Origin of the sequence: Burkholderia sp. RS01 (assembly GCF_039748055.1) — a bacterium.
Lineage (GTDB): Bacteria > Actinomycetota > Actinomycetes > Actinomycetales > Micrococcaceae > Arthrobacter.
The window spans coordinates 20,500-37,804 of record NZ_JBDLAK010000033.1 but is presented as its reverse complement, the minus strand read 5'-3'; the positions used below and the strand labels follow the sequence as shown (position 1 = coordinate 37,804).

The following is a 17,305-nucleotide window of genomic DNA, read 5'->3' as shown; positions in this document are numbered from 1 at the left end:
GGGGCGGGGGCGGCGGGCCCGGACCGCCCCCGACCGCGGCGGCGCCGGGCCCGGGCGCCCGGCCGGGGCCCCGCCGCGTGGACGGACGGGCCCTACTCCCCGGCCGCTGTCGTTGGCGCCACGGGCTCATGCTCCCGGGCGGGGTCCAGCCGGACGATTACGGCCTTGGACACGGGCGTATTGCTGCCGTGGGCCACGTTCTCCAAGGGAACCAGGACGTTTGCTTCCGGGTAGTAGGCGGCGGCGCACCCCTTGGCGCTCGGGTAGGCCACGATCCGGTAGTTGCGCAGTACGCGCTCCGCGCCGTCCTCGGAGATCCCGTGGACGTCCACCCGCTGGCCGTCCGTCAGCCCGAGCTCTGCCACATCCTCAGGGTTGACGAAGATGACGTGCCGGCCCTTCTTGATGCCGCGGTAGCGATCGTTGAAGCCGTAGATGGTGGTGTTGAACTGGTCGTGTGAGCGCAGGGTCTGCAGGATTAGGGTGCCGGCGGGGCGGTCCAGGTGCTCCACCTCATTGACGGTGATCACGGCCTTGCCGGTCGGCGTGGGGAAGGTGCGGGAATCGCGCGGGCCGTTGGGCAGGACGAAGCCGCCTTCCTGCCGGATTTTCGTGTTGTAGTCCTCGCAGCCGTCCACGACGCGGGAGATGTGTTCGCGGATCAGATCGTAGTTTTTCTCGAAGCCGGCCCAGTCGGCGCTTGTTTTGCCCGGGATGGTCGCCCGAGCCAGCCGGGTGATGATGGCGACCTCGGAGAGCAGGGCCGGCGCCACAGGTTCAACCTTGCCGAAGGAGGGGTGCACGGCGCAGACGGTGTCTTCCACGGAGACGAACTGCTCGCCGGCGGCCTGCCGGTCGATTTCGCTGCGTCCCATGGTGGGCAGAATAAGGGCCTCGCTGCCCGTCACAGCGTGTGACCGGTTCAGCTTGGTGGAGACCTGGACTGTCATCTCGGTGCCGCGCATGGCAGCCTCGGCGGCGTTGCTGTCCGAGATCGCGCCGACCAGGTTGCCGCCCATGGCCATGAAGAACTTGATGCCACCTTGGCGCATGGACTGGATGGTCTTGACGGCGTCGGCGCCGTGGTCCCGGGGCGGTTCGAAATCGAACTCCTTGCCGAGGGCGTCCAGGAACGACGGCGGCATCTGCTCCCAGATGCCCATCGTCCGGTCCCCCTGGACGTTGCTGTGGCCGCGAATCGGCGAGGCGCCGGCACCGGGTTTGCCGATGTTGCCGCGGAGCAGCAGCAGGTTGATGATCTCCTTGATCGTGGCCACACCCTGTTTCTGCTGCGTCAGCCCCATTGCCCAGGTGACGATGACCTTATCGGCTTTGAGGTAGCGGGCGGCCAGTTCGTCGATCTCTTCGACGCGCAGCCCGGTGGCCTCCAGGACGGCGTCTTCATCCAGCTCGGCGAGGTGCAGCTTGAGCTCCTCGAGGCCTTCGCAGTGCTCCTGGAGGAACGCGTGATCCAGGACGGTCCCGGGGTTCCGGGCCTCGGCATCGAGGACGCGTTTGGAGACGGCCTGGAGCAGGGCCATGTCACCGCCGAGGCGGATCTGGATGAACTGGTCGGCGATCTCGGTGCCGTGGCCGATGATGCCCTTGACCTGCTGGGGGTTCTTGTACCTTTTCAGGCCCGCCTCCGGCAGGGGGTTGACGGCGACGATTTCCGCGCCGTTGTCCTTGGCCTCCTCCAGGGCGGTGAGCATGCGGGGATGGTTGGTGCCCGGGTTCTGGCCCATGATGATGATCAGGTCGGCCTTGCCGAAGTCGTCGTAGGAGATGGTGGCCTTGCCGATGCCGATGGTCTGGCCCATGGCCCAGCCGGAGGATTCGTGGCACATGTTGGAGCAGTCGGGCAGGTTGTTGGTGCCGTAGCCGCGGACGAACAGCTGATAGGCGAAGGCGGCCTCGTTGGAGGTGCGGCCGCTCGTGTAGAAGGCAGCCTGGTCAGGGGAATCGAGGCTGTTGAGTTTGTTGCCGACAATCGAGAACGCTTCGTCCCAGCTGACCGGCCGGTAGTGGTCCTCCCCGGCAGGTTTGTAGACGGGCTCGGTCAGGCGCCCCTGCATGCCCAGCCAGTACTCGGAGCGGCTGAGCAGGTCGGACACAGGATGCTCGGCCCAAAAGTCGGATGAAACGACAACGGGGGTCGCCTCCCAGGTGACGGCCTTGGCACCGTTCTCGCAGAATTCGAAGGCCTTGCGGTGATCCGGGTCTGGCCATGCGCAGCTCATGCAGTCGAAGCCGTCCTTGTGGTTCATGGACAGCAGGGTTTTCCGCGTCCGCTCCACGCCCATATGCTCCAAAGCCGGGACCATGGAATGCAGCACGCCCGGCATGCCGGCGGCCCAGTTCTTGGGCATCCCGACCTCGATGTCGTTCTCGTCGGGTTCTTTCACCGGAGGATTCTCGCGCACCATGGCCACTCTTCCTGTCGCTCTCCAACGCAGCGACCTTATAGCGGCCCTGCACGTACCTCAGGACTAACAGCTGTGGCCACCCACCGCAACCAAATCGGCGGCCGGGTTGCGAGTTGGTACCTGGGGGAGGGTCAGGACCTTCGACGGCGCCAACGGGCGGCCGCTGTGCCGGCCAGGACCAGCGCGGCAGCACCGCCAGCGGCAGCCAGCCAAGGAGGACCGCTTCCCGCGGGAACGCTGTCCGCCAGGGCGGCCGCCGTCGTTGAAGGAACGACGGCGGGTGACGCCGCGTCAGACGCAGTGGCAGTTGGTGCCAGGACGGTCAGGGTGGCGTCTGCCCTGTTCGCGACGACGACGGTGCCGTCCGGCGTCACCGCGAGACGCCCCGGGTCTTTGCCCGTCGCGACTGTGCGCGTTGCTTCCGAAGCTCCGGACGGAATGACCGACAGGGTCTGGTCCCCACTGTTCGTGACGTATGCGGTGCCGTCAGGAGCTACGGCGACATCCTGTGGTCCGTGGCCCACCCAGACAGTCCGGGCCACCGCTGTGGCGCCGGCTTCGATGACGGCGACCTCATCGCGTTTGACGGTCGCGACGTAAACAGTGCCGTCCGGCCCGGCGGCAATGCCGTGCGGGTTGGCGGTGGCACCGACGTCGATGGTGCGGGCGGCGCGCACGGCGCTGGGCGGGATGACGGACACGGTGCCGTCGTACTGGTTCGTGACGAACGCTGTCCCGTCCTTCGCCACGGCCACCTGGCTCGCCCCGGAACCAACGGGGATGCTCCGGTCCACCGCAGTGCCGTGCGGGAGGATCACGGACAACGTGCGCTCGGACGGGTTCACGACATAGAGCGACCCGTCCGGCCCGACAGCCAGCCGGTGTTCTCCGGGGGAGACGGGTATGGTCCTCGCTACGGCATCCGCGTCTTTGGCGATTACGCCGATTTCAACTTTGCCCGGACTGCCCTGCAGGGCATAGAGGGTGCCGTCCGGGGCGGCCGCGAGCGACGACGGATAACTGCCAGTGCGGATGGTCCGCGATGGTTCCGTTGCGCCGGGTTGAAGTACACGGATGCCGCCGGGAAGCCCGTAGTTGGACGCATAGACCGTGCCAACCGAGTCCGTGGCAACGCCGAGGGGAACACCCCCGACGTCAACGACCGCGCCTTCATCAGCCAGGGCCGGCGGTGCGCCGAGCAGCAGCAGAGCGCCGACCACAGCGGCCACCGGTACCTTGACAAATTTCACGACAATCCCCCCAAGAGACGCCTGACCGCCAAGATCGCCGGTCCGCCCTTTGAGAATACAGCCAACAACTCTGTCCTCAGTTAGCGGTTATCCGGGGCGAGGGCCGGGCCGCCGTCTGCCGGATTTGCCCGGAGCGCTGGATGCCGGCGTGGGACCATTAATTGCGCTTCGGGTCGTCTGGCTTTAGGGCGGCAAGCAATGCGAGCGTCATGCTTCACCATCGGTGCGCTCGATGTGGAAGTGTACTGGGCCCAACGGGCGGCGTTGCGCTAATCGAAGCGCACGGCGTTCCACTCAAGGATGCGCGGAACGGCGAGCCCCTCGACTGTGAACGGATCGCCGGCGATGAAGCGTTCGGCATCCTCGCGTGAAGTGAAGATCCCCATCGATGGAATCCGTCCCGCGACCGGTTTGGGGCCTCACCCCTGGCGTTCGACCGCGTCGGCGCTGAAGAACAACTTCGGGTCCTCCGAACCCAAGAGATCACGGTGGAAACTGATGGCGTCCACCGGATCGGTGTCGATGAAAAGAATGGCCACCGACAGGGAGTGCACCACCGTATAGCGGGTCGGGCCCTCCACCCAGGATGACATCCCGGTGCACTCCCCGACATCCAGGCCTTCACCGAGCAGGCCCTTCGCCGCGAGCAGTTCGTAGACGGCGTGCCAAGCCCAGTCCATGAGGTCATTGATCGCTGCATCCACCGTTGGAGCGCTCATATATCGATGGTGGCACTGGCTTCGCCAATCACGCGGACATGAGATGCGCGTGTCGCTGCCGTGCCGCGGTCTGGCGGCACGGTCGGCGGCCAGCGTCCGTTGCGGGGCCGATCATCGGCGCCGGGGCGTGCCGTGCGTCCCGCGCTGGTGGTCAACTTCGGGCGAGGACCCGTCGTGGACACGGACGCTCTGACGGCAGAGGTCGTCTCGGGCAGGCCGCGAACGCGCTGATCACACCACACATCGGCGGAAACGCCTTCGAACCACCAATCCGTAAGCTGCTGGCGAAGCAGTTGTCCGCCCTCGCCGAGGGCCGGGCGCCGGCCAACCTCGTCCAGGCGGGACCGTTCCAGAAGTCCGCCACGGACGGCGAGAACTCATTCTTCGCGATGTCAGCACAGCACGGCGACCCGTCAAAGGAGCCGCGGTCATGAAAAAACGGGCTTTGGTGAATTCTCGCCGCCGCGATCTTCATACAGCCAAGACCCGCACCGAGTGCCCGGTACCTGCCGCTTCGCGCCCAGAGACCGAATACGGGCAGGCGCGCGGATTACACGAGGGGGCGGTCCTTCCCGGCGTGAATGTGCAGCCGGTGACATGGCAGCGGGAAACATGCCCCGCCGGACTCAACGCCGCGATCGGGCAGTGAATTACTACGGCGCGGCCGGCCGAGCCGACACCGGGCAAGAGAACAAACGGCAGCGCCTCCGTTCAAGTACGTCTGAACGGAGGCGCTGTGTTTCTATCTCCCGGCTTTCTGGTTCAGCGATGCCTAAGGGATGAAACTCGCTCGGCGAAGCCTTCTTCGCCGGAACTTAGCCCTTTGTGGCGCCTGCCGTCAGTCCTGCTACGACGTATTTTTGCGCGAAGAGGGCAACCATCATGACCGGGACGGTGATCAGCACTGAAGCTGCCATGAGGCCACCCCAATCGACTGACGCGTAGGCAGTGAAGTTTGAGATCGCCACGGGCAGAGTGCGTGTCTCCTGGTTGGACAGTACAAGAGCGAACAGGAAGTTGTTCCAGCTGAAGATAAACGACAGGATCGCCGCCGTTGCGATGCCCGGGGTGGCCAGGGGCAGGGTGATTCGTGCAAAGGAGCCGATGCGCGTCAGCCCGTCCACCTGTGCCGATTCCTCCAGCTCAAGCGGCATTCCTTCGAAGAAGCTGGCCAGGATTGCCACGACCAGCGGCATGGTGACGAAGATGTGGGTGAGGATAAGGACGCCGTAAGACCCCACGATTCCGAGCTGGGAAAAGACGTAGTACCAGGGCACCAGCAGGCTGACGCCGGGGATGACGCGGGCGAGCAGGAGGAAAGCGGTCGCGTTGGTGACCTTGAACCGGGCGATGGCGTAGGCAGCAGGCACGCCAACCAGCAAGGCGACGGTGGTGGCGCCGGCGGCGACGATGAAGCTGTTGAGGATAAACGGCAGGAACTTCTGGGTGTTGATGACGTTGTTGTAGTTTTCCAGCGTCGGCAGGAAGTCGAAGGTCTTGGCAGGGTTGGTGATGTCCAAGCTGGTTTTCAGGGAGGCCAGGAGCATCCAGACCAGCGGGGCGACGAGCACGAAGACGACGGCGATGATGCCGAGGACCCTGAGTCCGGTCATGATCCGTCGTGAAGTAGGCTCCTTGCGCATCTTTTGGGGGACGAGGGCGGGAAGGGCTGGCCTTTGGGTTTGCGTGAGGCTCATCAGACCCGGTTTCCTTTCTTTCGTGCCAATGCCAGAAGGGACAGCACGATGAGGATGAGCATGAAGAACAGGATCAGCAGGGCGGAGGCGCTGCCGTACTGGGAGTATTCGAAGCTTTCGCCGTAGGCGAGGATGTTCAGGGTTTCGACCTCGTTGTTGGATCCGCCGCCCCGGCCCTTGGTCGTGTACAGGATGTCGAAGGTCTTGAGTGCGTCGATGGCACGTAGCAGGACAGCGGCGATGATTGCGGGCATCAGCAGGGGTACGGTGATGTGGCGGAAGCGCTGCCAGGCGTTGGCGCCGTCGACGCGTGCGGCCTCATCCGGGTCTTCGGGCAGGGCTCCCAAGCCCGCGAGCAGGATGAGCACCATCATGGGGGTCCACTGCCAGACATCGACGAAGATCAGGGTGTTCAACGCCTGTTCCTTGGACGAGATCCAGCCCTGTGGGCTGAGGCCGAGCCATCTCATCACTTCGTTGGCGAAGCCAATGGAGGGCTCGAAGATGAGGAGCCACATCATGCCGACAGCCACCGGGGTTGCCACGAGCGGCAGCAGGATCAGGACCCTAACGAAACCCTGGCCCTTGAACGGTTTGCGCAGCATCAGCGCAATGGCCAGGCCCAGGATCAGCTCGATGAGGATCGCGAACGTGGTGAAGTACGCGGTTCTTCCTACCGCGGGCCAGAACCGTTCGAAATCGGTGAGCCAGTGCACATAGTTGTCCAGCCCCACGAAGTCCTTGGGCCGGTTGATGGACCCTGCAGCATCGGTGAGGGATAGATAGACCGTGTAGCCGATCGGGAAGGCGATCAGCACAACCACGAAGATCACAGCGGGGCTGATGAAGAGCAGCTTCATATGGCGGTCGGCCCACTGTCCGAATGCCGATGTGGGCTGAATCTTGCGGGGGGAAATTGCGGTAGCAGTCATCGTTGTTTCCATCACCTTGTCAGTTGCAGGGTCTGTGGTGGGCGGCCTGGCCGGCCCACCACAGACCGGAGCAGCTATTACTTGGATTCCTTGTCCAGCAGTTCCTGGAACGATTGGTTGGCCGCCGTTGCGGCAGTGGCAACGTCTCCGCCTTCGATGGCGGTGACCACCGGTCCGCCCACGAATTCGCGGGCGCGGGCTACCTGTTCAAGCTGTGGCCGGTCGTGGCCCACACCGGTCGCGGCGATCCCCTGGACAATCTTGACCAGGCCTGCCGGGAACTTGGCGGTTGCTGTCGAGTCATCCCAGGTTGACTGGCGGGGTGAGGGAACGGTGTCACTTACCATCAGTTTCTTGAACATTTCCTCGCTCGTGGCCCACTTGATGAAGTCGAATGCGGCGTCCTTCTTCTTGGAAAATTCGCTGACTCCGGCAACCCAGGGAACGATGTTGTACGGCTTTGAACCGGCCGGGCCGGCAGGGAACGAGCCGTAGGCCACGGTGTCGATGACGTTGCTCTTGGTCTTATCCAGGAAGTTGTAGGCCTGGCTGTCAGCGTCCAGGTAGAAGGCCGCGTTTCCCTGGGCGAAGATGGCAGAGGCCTCGACGAAGCCCATGTTGGTGGCACCCGGAGGGCCCGCTGTCTTGAGGAGGTCACCGTAGAAGGTGAAGGCCTTGACGGCTTCAGGGCTGTTGATGGTTGCCTTGCCGTCCTTGGCGAAGTCGCCCCCGAAGCTGTAGAGGAACGACGAGAACTGTGTCACGGACGGGACTTTCTGGCCGCGCATGGTGATGCCGTAGAAGCCCTTGGCGGGGTTGTTCAGCTTGACGGTTGCGGCCTTGAGCTCATCCAGGGTCTTTGGCACTTCGATGTTGTTGGCTTTGAGAATGTCGGCACGGTAGTACATGACGTGACGTTCCGTCATGAGGGGAATGCCGTAGATCTTCCCGTCCAGGGAGGCTGCTTCCTGTGCAGGCTTCTGGAAATCACTCCATTTCCAGGACGCGTCCTTTGACGTGTACCCCGTGAGGTCCGTCAGCCACTTGTTCCGCGTGAATTCCCGCATGACGTCTTGCGGCTGGTAGACCATGACGTCAGTGTCGGCGCTGCTGGCGTTCAATTTCACTTTGTACTGATCGTTGAGCTGTTCGTTGCCGAACGTCTCAATGTTGACCTTGATGCCGGTCTGTTTTTCGTATTCCGGCAGCAACTTCTTGATGCCGGCAGCCCACGGGTTGTTCCCTGAAACGATGCTCAGGGAAGTCACCTTCTGCTCCTGCTGCGCGGATCCGCCGCCGCAGGCAACCGTCGAGGCCGCCAGCGCAAGGCTGAGTCCGAGTCCTGCCGCCAATCTGAGGTTCTTCTTCATTGAATTTCCCTTTCGGATTTATGGTGCAAAGTGGTGGTCCAGCGGTTTCAGCGCGTGGTCACCCGTGGCTGGTTCTGCAGGTTCTTCGGTTCACTTCCGGTAAAGACGTCGATGATCGCCTGGGCGGTGACGAGGCCGACGGTTCTGTAGGCCTCGACGGTGTCCGCGGCGGCGTGAGTTGTGGCCAGAACGTTGTCCAAACTCAGAAGGGGGTTGTCCGGTGAAACGGGCTCCGACTCCCACACGTCCAAGGCTGCACCTGCGATCTGTCCTGACTGCAGCGCCTGGAAGAGGGCAGTTTCGTCCACGAGCCCGCCGCGGCTCGTGTTGATCAGCACGGCAAGCGGCTTCATGAGCGCGAGGGCTTTGGCGTTGATCATGTGGTGCGTGTCCGGTGTGTGCGGCGCATGGACACTGATCAGGTCCGCGCGTGCCATCACCTCGTCGAACGGCATAATCTCGACACCCAGCGCCTTGGCCGCTTCGGCGTCAGCGTAGGGGTCGGAGGCGATGATCCGCAGATCGAAGCCGGAGATCCTGCGGGCCACTAAGCGGGCAATGGCACCGAAGCCCACCAGCCCGAGGGTCTTTCCAGACAGTTCGGAGCCGGTGTACCGGTCCCAGCGGCCGCCGCGGATGTCCTTGTCCATGATGGCGATCCTGCGCTGAAGCGAGACCAGCATTCCGACGGCAAGTTCGGCCACGGCGTTGGCGTTGCCGCCCGGGACGTTGCAAACGAACGTGCCATTGGCGGCGGCGGCGTCGAGGTCCAGGTTGTCCAGCCCCACGCCGAGCCGGCCGATCGCGCGGAGGTTCAGTGCGAGGCTCAGGACCTGCTCGTTCCAAAGCTCCACGCCGGCCACTGCGCCGTGGATTTGGCCCAGGTGCGGCAGCATGTCCTCGAATGTGTACGGCCGTTCGCCGGGGTTTTCGATGAGCGAGAACCCGGCGTCGAGAAGCAGTTCCCGGCCTTCAGGGCACAGCTCGGCATATCTGACCGGTCCGATCAGGATGCTCTTGCCGGCACCGATCGGACCTGTTTTTGGGGCGGTCATTTTGTCTCCTAGCATGGTGGTTCTGGACGTCCGCGTCTGCGCGGATGTCGGCTGGAATCAGGAGTGCTGAAAGTGTGGCCGCGGCGTCGCGGTGCGACCCTCCGCGTTCATTTCGCTGAGGAACAAGTCCCTGGTTCCCTGGAGGTGGCGCCCGATTGCACGGCGGGCCTTCTCCTGGTCTCCCGAGCGGAAGATCCGCAGGAGTTCTTCGTGCGAGACGACGGCGGCGTCCAGATCATCGGGTGATTTGTTGGACAGCTGCAGGATCGCAGTGAAGGTCTTCTCGTACAGGCCCCAGACGTGGCGAACCCGGCGGTGGCCGGAGATGGCGTAGATGCCTCCATGAAATGCCATGTCGGCGACGGCGAAGTCGTGGGAGTTCCGCCGCTCGGCGGCGTCGCGCATGGCGTCGATCAGGGTCTCCATGTGGGCCCAGTCCGCCGGGACTGCAGAGCCGATAGCGGTCGCCGCCGCCAGCGATTCGATGGCTGCGCGCAGGCTGAGGAGTTCTTCGATGTCGCCGTCGGTGAGCCCCACCACGAGCGTTCCCCGCTTGAGCGAGAGGACAAGGCCTTCGTCCTCAAGTTCCCGCAGGGCCTCGCGCACCGGTCCGCGGCTGACGCCGTATTCCGCGGCCAGGGCACCTTCGACGAGATGCGTGTCCGCACGCAGCGAGCGGCTGAGGATGCGCAGGCGAAGGTCGGCGGCGACCTGGTAGCCCAAGCTGGGCTGCCGGATGGGCTGCACTCTTTCCACCAAAGCTCCTTTGCTAACCAAAAACCGCTAACCAAAAACCGTTTACCGTTAACGAAACCATATAGGACGTGTTTATGAAGCGCAACACACAAAAAGGCGCCGCCGCTCCCGAACGGGAGCGGCGGCGCCTTGTGTGCCGTGCCGGCGCAAACTGCTAAGAGTTCAGGTGACTGATTGGAATGGAAGCAGCGACGATTCCCCGGCGTTGCCAGGAGTAGGACACCACGAGACGGTCACCGGAGACGGTGATGGTGGGGTACGAGTATTCACCCTGTCCGGTGGTGACCACGCCGGAAGCAGCCGCGGCGCCGGGCCGCAGCCCGCCGCCGTCGGTAGGCGGGGGTCCGTCTCCGATCGGAGTTGTGCCGTCCTCTAGCGTGACCGCGTAGGCCCAGGTTTCGCCGTCGTCGTCTGAAATGGAGAGGCCCAGCGGGCACCGGGGCCCCCAGTCACCGTCCACGGGGTTGTGCGCGCAGACCAGCCGGCCATCGGGGAGAACGGCGACATCCAGTCCGCTGTTGTTGTTCGGCAGCCCCACCGGCCGTGCCTCGGTGAACATCGGTTCCGCGGCATCGCTGCCTCCAGCCGATCGGCTGAGGAAGGCACTGCCTTCGCTGCTGCGGCACAGCAGGCTGATGCCGCCCCGTTGGTTTTTCCACAGGGCGGGCTGGATGATTCCGGCACCACGCAGCCGGTCCCGGTCAACGGGGACCGGGACGGCTGTCCACGAGCGCCCCGAGTCATCGCTAATGTCCACGAAGCTGCTCCAGGCTGTCTCGCCCGGCGCGTCGCCCCAGGCCTCGAGCGACGACGGCGCAAACCAGCGGCGCCCCACGGCGAGAGGCTGGTTCTTGACCGGCCCCCTGCCGCCGGCGTCGCCGGGCACCAGCTCGGCAGCCGGCGACCAGGTCACCCCGTCGTCGGTGGACGTGCGGTAGTACGTCTGCCAGCCGGAGATCAGCGGCCCCTTTTTATAGAACAGCCACAGCAAGCCGTCGGGATCGTGGGCAAGGACCGGGTTCCAGTGTGCGACATCCTCGCCCTCGTCGATGCAGACCGGGGCGCTCCAAGCGACCAGGTCAGTGGAGGCTGAGAGCCGGATGTGGTTGTCCGGCGTGCCTTCTGCTGTTCCGGCAAAGAACGCAACGAGGAACCGTGGTCCGGACCTGATGATGGCTGAGGCGTGGCACTGGGTCCAGGCGGGGCTGTCCACTGTGACGAAGCTGCGGGTCACGTGTTCGCTGACCTTGGGGAAGGCCGAAGGGAGCACCTCTGACATCAACGGACCTGCCGGGAGGAGGCCATCTGCCGGGCGTCAGCCTCGCTTGCCGCGTCCTTCAGGTCCTTCTCCGCCTGCTGTGCGCCGGTCAGGAACAGGTTCCGCTTGAAGGTTTCGGGTGCCAGCCAGACCGAGACCATGCTGATAGCGGCGCCAACCATGACGTATCCGGCCACCAAGGGCCAGTTGGTGCCGTTTTCTCCGGCCAGCATCGTAGCAATGAACGGCGTCAGTCCGCCGGCCAGGATGGAGGCGATTTCACGCCCCGCGGCGGCGCCGCTGTAGCGGCGGTCTGCGGGGAACAGCTCGGCGAAGAACGCGGGCTGGATGGAGTTGATCGCATTGTGGCCGAGGTTCAGAACCAGAATGTAGCCCAGCAGGATCAGGGCGAAGACCCCGCTGTGCAGCAGTCCGAAGAAAGGGAACGCCATGACGAACACAACGGCTGAGCCGAAGAAGTAGACAGGCCGGCGCCCAATGCGGTCGGAGAGCTTGGCGAACAGGCCATGTGCGGGGAAGGACAGGATAGCCATGATGAAGATGGCCAAGGTGAGCTGTTCCTTGGGGATGCCCAGGTTCTTGGGGCCGTAGGACAGTGCGAAGACGGTGAGCAGGAAGTAGGGGAGCGCTTCAGCAAACCGGAGTCCCAGAATCAGCAGGAGGTTCCGCCAGTCATCAAGGAAGACGCTGGCCAGCGGTCCGCGTGCCGGCTTCGCGCCGGCCTGGGCAAGCCCTGCCGTGGCCGAACCGGTGTTTGCGGCGTCGATGCGTGAGGCTTCGGCCGCTTTGGCGGCTACTGCCTCTGTGAAGACCGGGCTTTCCTTGAGGCTGCGGCGCATGTACATGCCGACCGCGAGCACCACTGCGGAGAGAAGGAAGGGGATCCGCCAGCCCCAGGCGATCTGGTCGGCCTGGGGGAGCAGGAAGACCAGGCCGAAGACGCCGGTGATGAGGATCTGTGCGGAGAACCCGCCGGTGTTAGGCCAGGCGCTGAAGAATCCGCGACGGTTCTGGGGTGCGGATTCGAGCACGATGATCATGGAGCCGCCCCATTCACCGCCGACGGCGAAGCCCTGGACCAGCCGGAGCAGGACGAGGATGATGGGCGCCCAGATGCCGATCACGTCATAGCTGGGAATGAGGCCGATCAGGAACGTGCACGCGCCCATGATGCCCAAGGTCAGGATCAGGGTGGACTTGCGGCCCACGGTATCGCCGCGGCGCCCAAAGAACATGCCGCCCAGGGGCCGGGCAAGGAACCCGACGGCGAAGGTTCCGAAGGCCGCGAGGGTGCCTACAAAGCCGTCAGCGCTGGGGAAGAACACATGCGGGAAGGCGATGGCTGCTGCGGTTCCGTAAACGAGGAAGTCGTAGTACTCCAGCGTGTTGCCGATGAAGCTTGAAGCCGTGACTTTGCGGACGTACTTCTTCTCCGCCGCGGTCTGAATGGTGCTCATAGTTAATCGTCCTTGATTGAGAGCGGGTCTGATTTATCGTGAAGCCACCGCATTGATGCGGTCAATGGCAGAGGCGATGTCCTGCTGAAGCCCTGGGGCGACGGCGTCAATGCTCATGCGGACAGTACCGCCGGGCAAGCCCCGGTGGGTGATGCCGAATTTCAGGGCGGCAATGCTGGGGCCCAGCAGCGGCACAAGGGTTTCTATGTCTGCCTGGGCCGCGGCAGCGGCTGCTGCATCGTTTGCGCGGACGGAGTCCCGGTAGGCTGCCCACGGTTCGGGGCAGACAGCTGAGACACCAGACACCGTGCCCTGCCCGCCCAACGCGAGGATGTTCGGGAGGTCGGCGTCATTTCCTGACCACAGTTGGAATCCTTCGGGCGCGGCCGCCAGGTACTCACGGACACGCTTGGAGGCGGCGCCCGAGACCTTGATGCCGTCGATGCCGGACTCCGAGACCAGGGCGGGCAGATCCTCCGGCTGAATGTCCGTGCCGGCTACTTCGGGGAAGACGTACGCGTACAGGCTGTCCTGGCCGGCAGCATCCCGCAGGGCCTTGTAGTAGGCGGCGACGCCGGCGGCGGATGCGGTGAGGAAGTACGGCGTGATGGCCGCGAACCGCTGCGCTCCGATTTCCTTCGCTGCCAGCAGGAGGCTAACGGCCTGCTGCGCGGACGGCGCTCCCACGTGGGCAACGACGCGCTCGGGACCGAAGGCCGCGAGGGACTCGCGGATGACCTCGATCCGCTCGCCATCGGTCAGCGCAGGGAATTCGCCCGTAGTTCCGGCGGCGAAGACGCCGTCCACCTGGTGGCTCAGCCGCTCAAGGTTGCTCCGCAAGGCAGGAAGGTCCAGGATCCCGTCCTGCGTGAAGGGGGTGGGAATGGCCGAGAGGATTTCGGGAACTGTGGTCACGGATTGACTCCATTGTCTGGGAGAGGGAACAAATCGAATTCTCGTTAACCGTTAACGGAGAACGATAGGATCACCATACACGGGCTCCCGGCAGCGCGCCACAGGTGGCTTTCCGAAGTGCGTGGCGTCCGGGGGCAGAACTGAAGGCCGCCTCCGGAGGGGCGGCCTTCAGTTGGGCAGGATGCTGCGCCTTGGATCTTAGGTCGAGGCGGCCTCAAGTTGCAGCCAGAAGGGTTCGAGTGCCGTTGTCATGCGCTGCTGGGAGCCGGCAAGGTGCTCCTCCAGCTGTGCCGTGAGCTCCGCCAGCTTGGTCGCCTTGGCCAAGTCCAGCAGTACGGCGTGGTCGTCGGCTGAAGGACGGAGGTCGACGTCCTGTTCATTGGTGACGTCGAGCATGGCGCCGAAGGTGGGGCGGTACTGCTCCCACATTGACTGAAGGCGTGAATGGCCTGAGAGCCGATAGAAAGTACCGTGGAAGGCCAGGTCATGTCCGGCAAAGGTGTGCCAGTCCCGCTTGGCCGCAGCGGCATACATGGCATCGAGCTCTACCTGGGATGCGTTCCACCCGCCGGCTCCGGTGCGCTCAGCCGCCAGCTTCATAGCCAGCTTTTCCATCGACGTCCGCAGCGAGTACAGCTCCTCAACGTCGGTGCGGGAGAAGCCGCGAACGAAGAACCCGCGACGGCGGTCGTCCAGGAGCCCTTCGGAGCTGAGGATCTTCAGTGCATCGCGGACCGGCCCGCGGCTCACGTCATATGTTTCGGCCAGCGCATCTTCCACAAGGTGGCTGCCAACGGCCAGCTCGCCGCGGATGATGTTGCGCCGGAGCTGGTCGGCGAGCCGTTCGCCCATCGTCGCAAGACGGAGATTCGACTGCACTGACTTTCCTTCGGTCGGAGTTGCTGGTCCTTCTATTCTGCCCCACCGGCAGGTCCGCTTGCCGCTCCTTGCGCTCTGCGCGGCCCTGCCTTACAGTTTCGTTAACGGTTAACGAACGCTGGCGTTTCGACGGGGCGAGCGGTTTCCCCTCGGCGAAAGGACAGACGCAGTGACGCGTATTGCAGTAGTTGGCAGCATCAACATGGATCTTGTGGCGGTGACAAAGCGCAGGCCGCTGCCTGGTGAAACTGTGACCGGAGATGAGTTCTTCACCGTCCCGGGAGGCAAAGGGCTGAACCAGGCGGTCGCTGCCGCCAAGGCCGGCGCCGGGGTTTCGTTGCTCGGAGCCGTCGGATCGGACGCCTTTGCCGCCGAAGTGCTGGCCGCGCTCGCCGGCCTCGGAGTGCCAACGGGCGGCATCACCCACCACCCGGGAAGCACCGGCGTCGCCCACATCGTGGTGGATGGTGCTGCCCGGAACTCCATCATCGTCATTCCCGGCGCAAACGGGCTCATGACGTCCTTGACGAGTCCCCAGCAGGAGGCCATACGAACGTCCGACGTGCTGCTCCTCCAGCAGGAATTGCCGCTGTCCATTGTTGAGGAGGCAGCTGAGTACGCGGCCGCACACGGCGTCGCCGTCGTTCTGACGCCCGCCCCCGTCCGGCCGCCGAACCGCAGGATCCTCAGCCTTGTTGATGTCCTGGTGCCCAATGAACACGAGGCGCTGGAGCTCTGTGCCCAGCTTGGCGATGAGGCGGCAGGTCCCTTGGAGGCTGCCGGGATCCTGGCGCGGTACGCGAAATCAGTGGTGGTCACGCTGGGAGACAAGGGTGCGCTCTGGGTCGGAGAGGACATCCGGCACCATGTCCCGGCAGTAGCCGTGGACGCCGTGGATACCACCGCGGCAGGGGACACTTTCGTGGGCGTCCTCGCCGCCGTCGGGCTCGCTGACGGACAGCCGACGGCGGCGGGGCTGCAGCTGGCCTCCGCGGCTGCTGCGCTGGCCTGCCAGCGAAGGGGCGCGTCGTCGTCCATGCCCACGTGGCAGGAGATCAACGGGTTCCCGGAGGACGCAAAGTGAAGACAAAGGCTGTTTTCGGCATTGATATCGGCACCGGCAGCTCGAAGGCCATTCTCACCACGCTGGACGGGCGGGTGATCCGGAGTGCGAGCAGGCAGCACAGCGTCCTGGTGCCTGAACCGGGCAGGGCCGAAATGGACGCCGGAATGTGGTGGGACGAGCTGACCGACATGGCGCACGAGCTTCTCGCCGAGGGCGATGTCGACGTCGTCGCCGCGGGGGTCAGCGGAATGGGACCCTGCGTCCTGGTCACGGACGGGAACGACACGCCGCTGCGGAACGCGATCCTCTACGGCATCGATGTCCGGGCCACAGCCCAGATCGAGCAGCTCACCGCCGAATGCGGCGGAACGGCGGAATTGCTCAAACGCTGCGGGTCCGCACTGTCCACCCAGGCTGTCGGCCCTAAGCTGCGCTGGCTGGCCGACAACGAACCCGAGGTGTTCGCGCGGGCACGCCGGCTCTATATGCCGGCGTCGTGGCTGGCGCACAGGCTCACGGGGGCCTATGTTCTGGACCACCATTCCGCCAGCCAGTCGACTCCGCTTTATGACACGCAGGCGCAGGAATGGTACGCGCCCTTCTCGGCGATTGTGGCCCCGGACCTCGAGCTGCCGGAACTGCTCTGGCCCTCCGACATTGCCGGCCACATCACGGCCGGGGCGGCGGCGGAATCGGGACTTCCCGAAGGCATCCCCGTGATCACCGGGACCATCGACGCCTGGACTGAGGCCGTCAGCGTGGGCGCCCAGGGCGTCGGGGACCTCATGCTCATGTACGGCACCACCATGTTCCTCATCAATACCGTGGCCTCGGCGGTCAGCTGCGAGGGCCTGTGGGGGACCGTCGGCGCCTTCAAGGGAACGCGGAACCTCGCTGGGGGCATGGCAACCTCCGGGGCAATCACCAGCTGGCTCCGGCAACTGTGCGGAGACGCGGACTACGCCGAACTCCTGGAGCTGGCCGCGGGGTCCGGCACCGGCGCACGCGGACTGCTGATGCTTCCCTACTTTGCCGGTGAACGCACTCCCATTGCCGACCCCTATGCACGGGGCGTGATTGCGGGGCTGAGGACAGATCATGGGCGGGGAGACCTCTACCGGGCCGCATTGGAAGCCACCGCGTTCGGCGTGCGGCACAACGTCGATGCCATCGAGGCCGCAGGGGGCGACATACGGCGGATCGTGGCCGTAGGCGGCGGGACGCAGGGAGGGCTCTGGACACAGATAGTCTCCGACGTCACCGGACTTCCGCAGGTCATCCCCAGCGTGACGGTCGGCGCCAGCTTCGGTGCCGCCTTCCTGGCCGCCGGCGCGATGGGCCCGGCGGACATCGCTAACTGGAATCCGCCGGCCGGCATCATCGAACCGGACGCGGACACCCACACCCGGTACAGCGAGCTCTATGAGCTGTACCTCGAGCTGTATCCCGCCACGAAGAACATCGTCCACAGGCTTGCAGGGCAAGGCTGACCTGCCCGCCTGAA

14 protein-coding genes are annotated in these 17,305 nt (G+C 64.8%); 2 read left to right on the top strand and 12 right to left on the bottom strand.

Translation table 11 applies throughout. The features are described from left to right. Positions 1-92 precede the first annotated feature (92 nt). The 12 genes from ABFP37_RS21325 to ABFP37_RS21270 form a co-directional block, all read right to left on the bottom strand. A complete protein-coding gene (locus ABFP37_RS21325) occupies positions 93-2,405 on the bottom strand; it encodes an FdhF/YdeP family oxidoreductase (protein ID WP_347034866.1) in 2,313 nt (770 codons plus the stop codon). Positions 2,406-2,557: 152 nt separating this feature from the next. Continuing rightward, the gene (locus ABFP37_RS21320) at positions 2,558-3,676 is read right to left on the bottom strand and encodes a hypothetical protein (RefSeq protein WP_347034865.1); all 1,119 of its coding nucleotides are present in this window, start codon (positions 3,674-3,676) and stop codon (positions 2,558-2,560) included. 419 nt (positions 3,677-4,095) lie between these two features. After that, positions 4,096-4,395 carry a hypothetical protein gene (locus ABFP37_RS21315; protein ID WP_347034864.1) on the bottom strand — a complete coding sequence of 100 codons (300 nt, stop codon included), beginning with the start codon at positions 4,393-4,395 and terminating at the stop codon, positions 4,096-4,098. 815 nt (positions 4,396-5,210) lie between these two features. Then, positions 5,211-6,092: a carbohydrate ABC transporter permease gene (locus ABFP37_RS21310; RefSeq protein WP_347034863.1), complete on the bottom strand. Its 882-nt coding sequence runs from the start codon at positions 6,090-6,092 to the stop codon at positions 5,211-5,213. Further along, a complete protein-coding gene (locus tag ABFP37_RS21305; RefSeq protein WP_347034862.1) occupies positions 6,092-7,024 on the bottom strand; it encodes a sugar ABC transporter permease in 933 nt (310 codons plus the stop codon). The genes ABFP37_RS21310 and ABFP37_RS21305 overlap by 1 nt, the downstream gene beginning before the upstream one ends. A gap of 77 nt (positions 7,025-7,101) precedes the next feature. After that, positions 7,102-8,394, bottom strand: a complete 1,293-nt coding sequence (locus ABFP37_RS21300) for an extracellular solute-binding protein (protein WP_347034861.1) — start codon at positions 8,392-8,394, stop codon at positions 7,102-7,104. Between the two features lie 47 nt (positions 8,395-8,441). Beyond that, positions 8,442-9,449, bottom strand: coding sequence for a phosphoglycerate dehydrogenase (locus ABFP37_RS21295; RefSeq protein WP_347034860.1), 1,008 nt, complete (start codon positions 9,447-9,449; stop codon positions 8,442-8,444). 57 nt (positions 9,450-9,506) lie between these two features. Next, entirely contained in the window at positions 9,507-10,205 is a 699-nt protein-coding gene (locus ABFP37_RS21290; protein WP_347034859.1) for a GntR family transcriptional regulator, read from the bottom strand. Positions 10,206-10,359: 154 nt separating this feature from the next. Continuing rightward, the gene (locus ABFP37_RS21285) at positions 10,360-11,484 is read right to left on the bottom strand and encodes a sialidase family protein (protein WP_347034858.1); all 1,125 of its coding nucleotides are present in this window, start codon (positions 11,482-11,484) and stop codon (positions 10,360-10,362) included. Beyond that, the gene (locus tag ABFP37_RS21280; protein ID WP_347034857.1) at positions 11,484-12,941 is read right to left on the bottom strand and encodes an MFS transporter; all 1,458 of its coding nucleotides are present in this window, start codon (positions 12,939-12,941) and stop codon (positions 11,484-11,486) included. Before ABFP37_RS21280 ends, ABFP37_RS21285 begins: the two co-directional genes overlap by 1 nt. A 33-nt stretch (positions 12,942-12,974) precedes the next feature. Next, positions 12,975-13,856, bottom strand: a complete 882-nt coding sequence (locus ABFP37_RS21275) for a dihydrodipicolinate synthase family protein (protein ID WP_347034856.1) — start codon at positions 13,854-13,856, stop codon at positions 12,975-12,977. Between the two features lie 198 nt (positions 13,857-14,054). Continuing rightward, the gene (locus ABFP37_RS21270) at positions 14,055-14,735 is read right to left on the bottom strand and encodes a GntR family transcriptional regulator (protein WP_347034855.1); all 681 of its coding nucleotides are present in this window, start codon (positions 14,733-14,735) and stop codon (positions 14,055-14,057) included. Between the two features lie 169 nt (positions 14,736-14,904). Between ABFP37_RS21270 and ABFP37_RS21265 the strand changes: the two genes are divergently transcribed. After that, positions 14,905-15,819 (top strand): ribokinase, encoded by a 915-nt coding sequence (locus tag ABFP37_RS21265; RefSeq protein WP_347034854.1) that lies wholly within the window; start codon positions 14,905-14,907, stop codon positions 15,817-15,819. Then, the gene (locus tag ABFP37_RS21260; RefSeq protein ID WP_347034853.1) at positions 15,816-17,291 is read left to right on the top strand and encodes an FGGY family carbohydrate kinase; all 1,476 of its coding nucleotides are present in this window, start codon (positions 15,816-15,818) and stop codon (positions 17,289-17,291) included. The genes ABFP37_RS21265 and ABFP37_RS21260 overlap by 4 nt, the downstream gene beginning before the upstream one ends. Positions 17,292-17,305 lie beyond the last annotated feature (14 nt).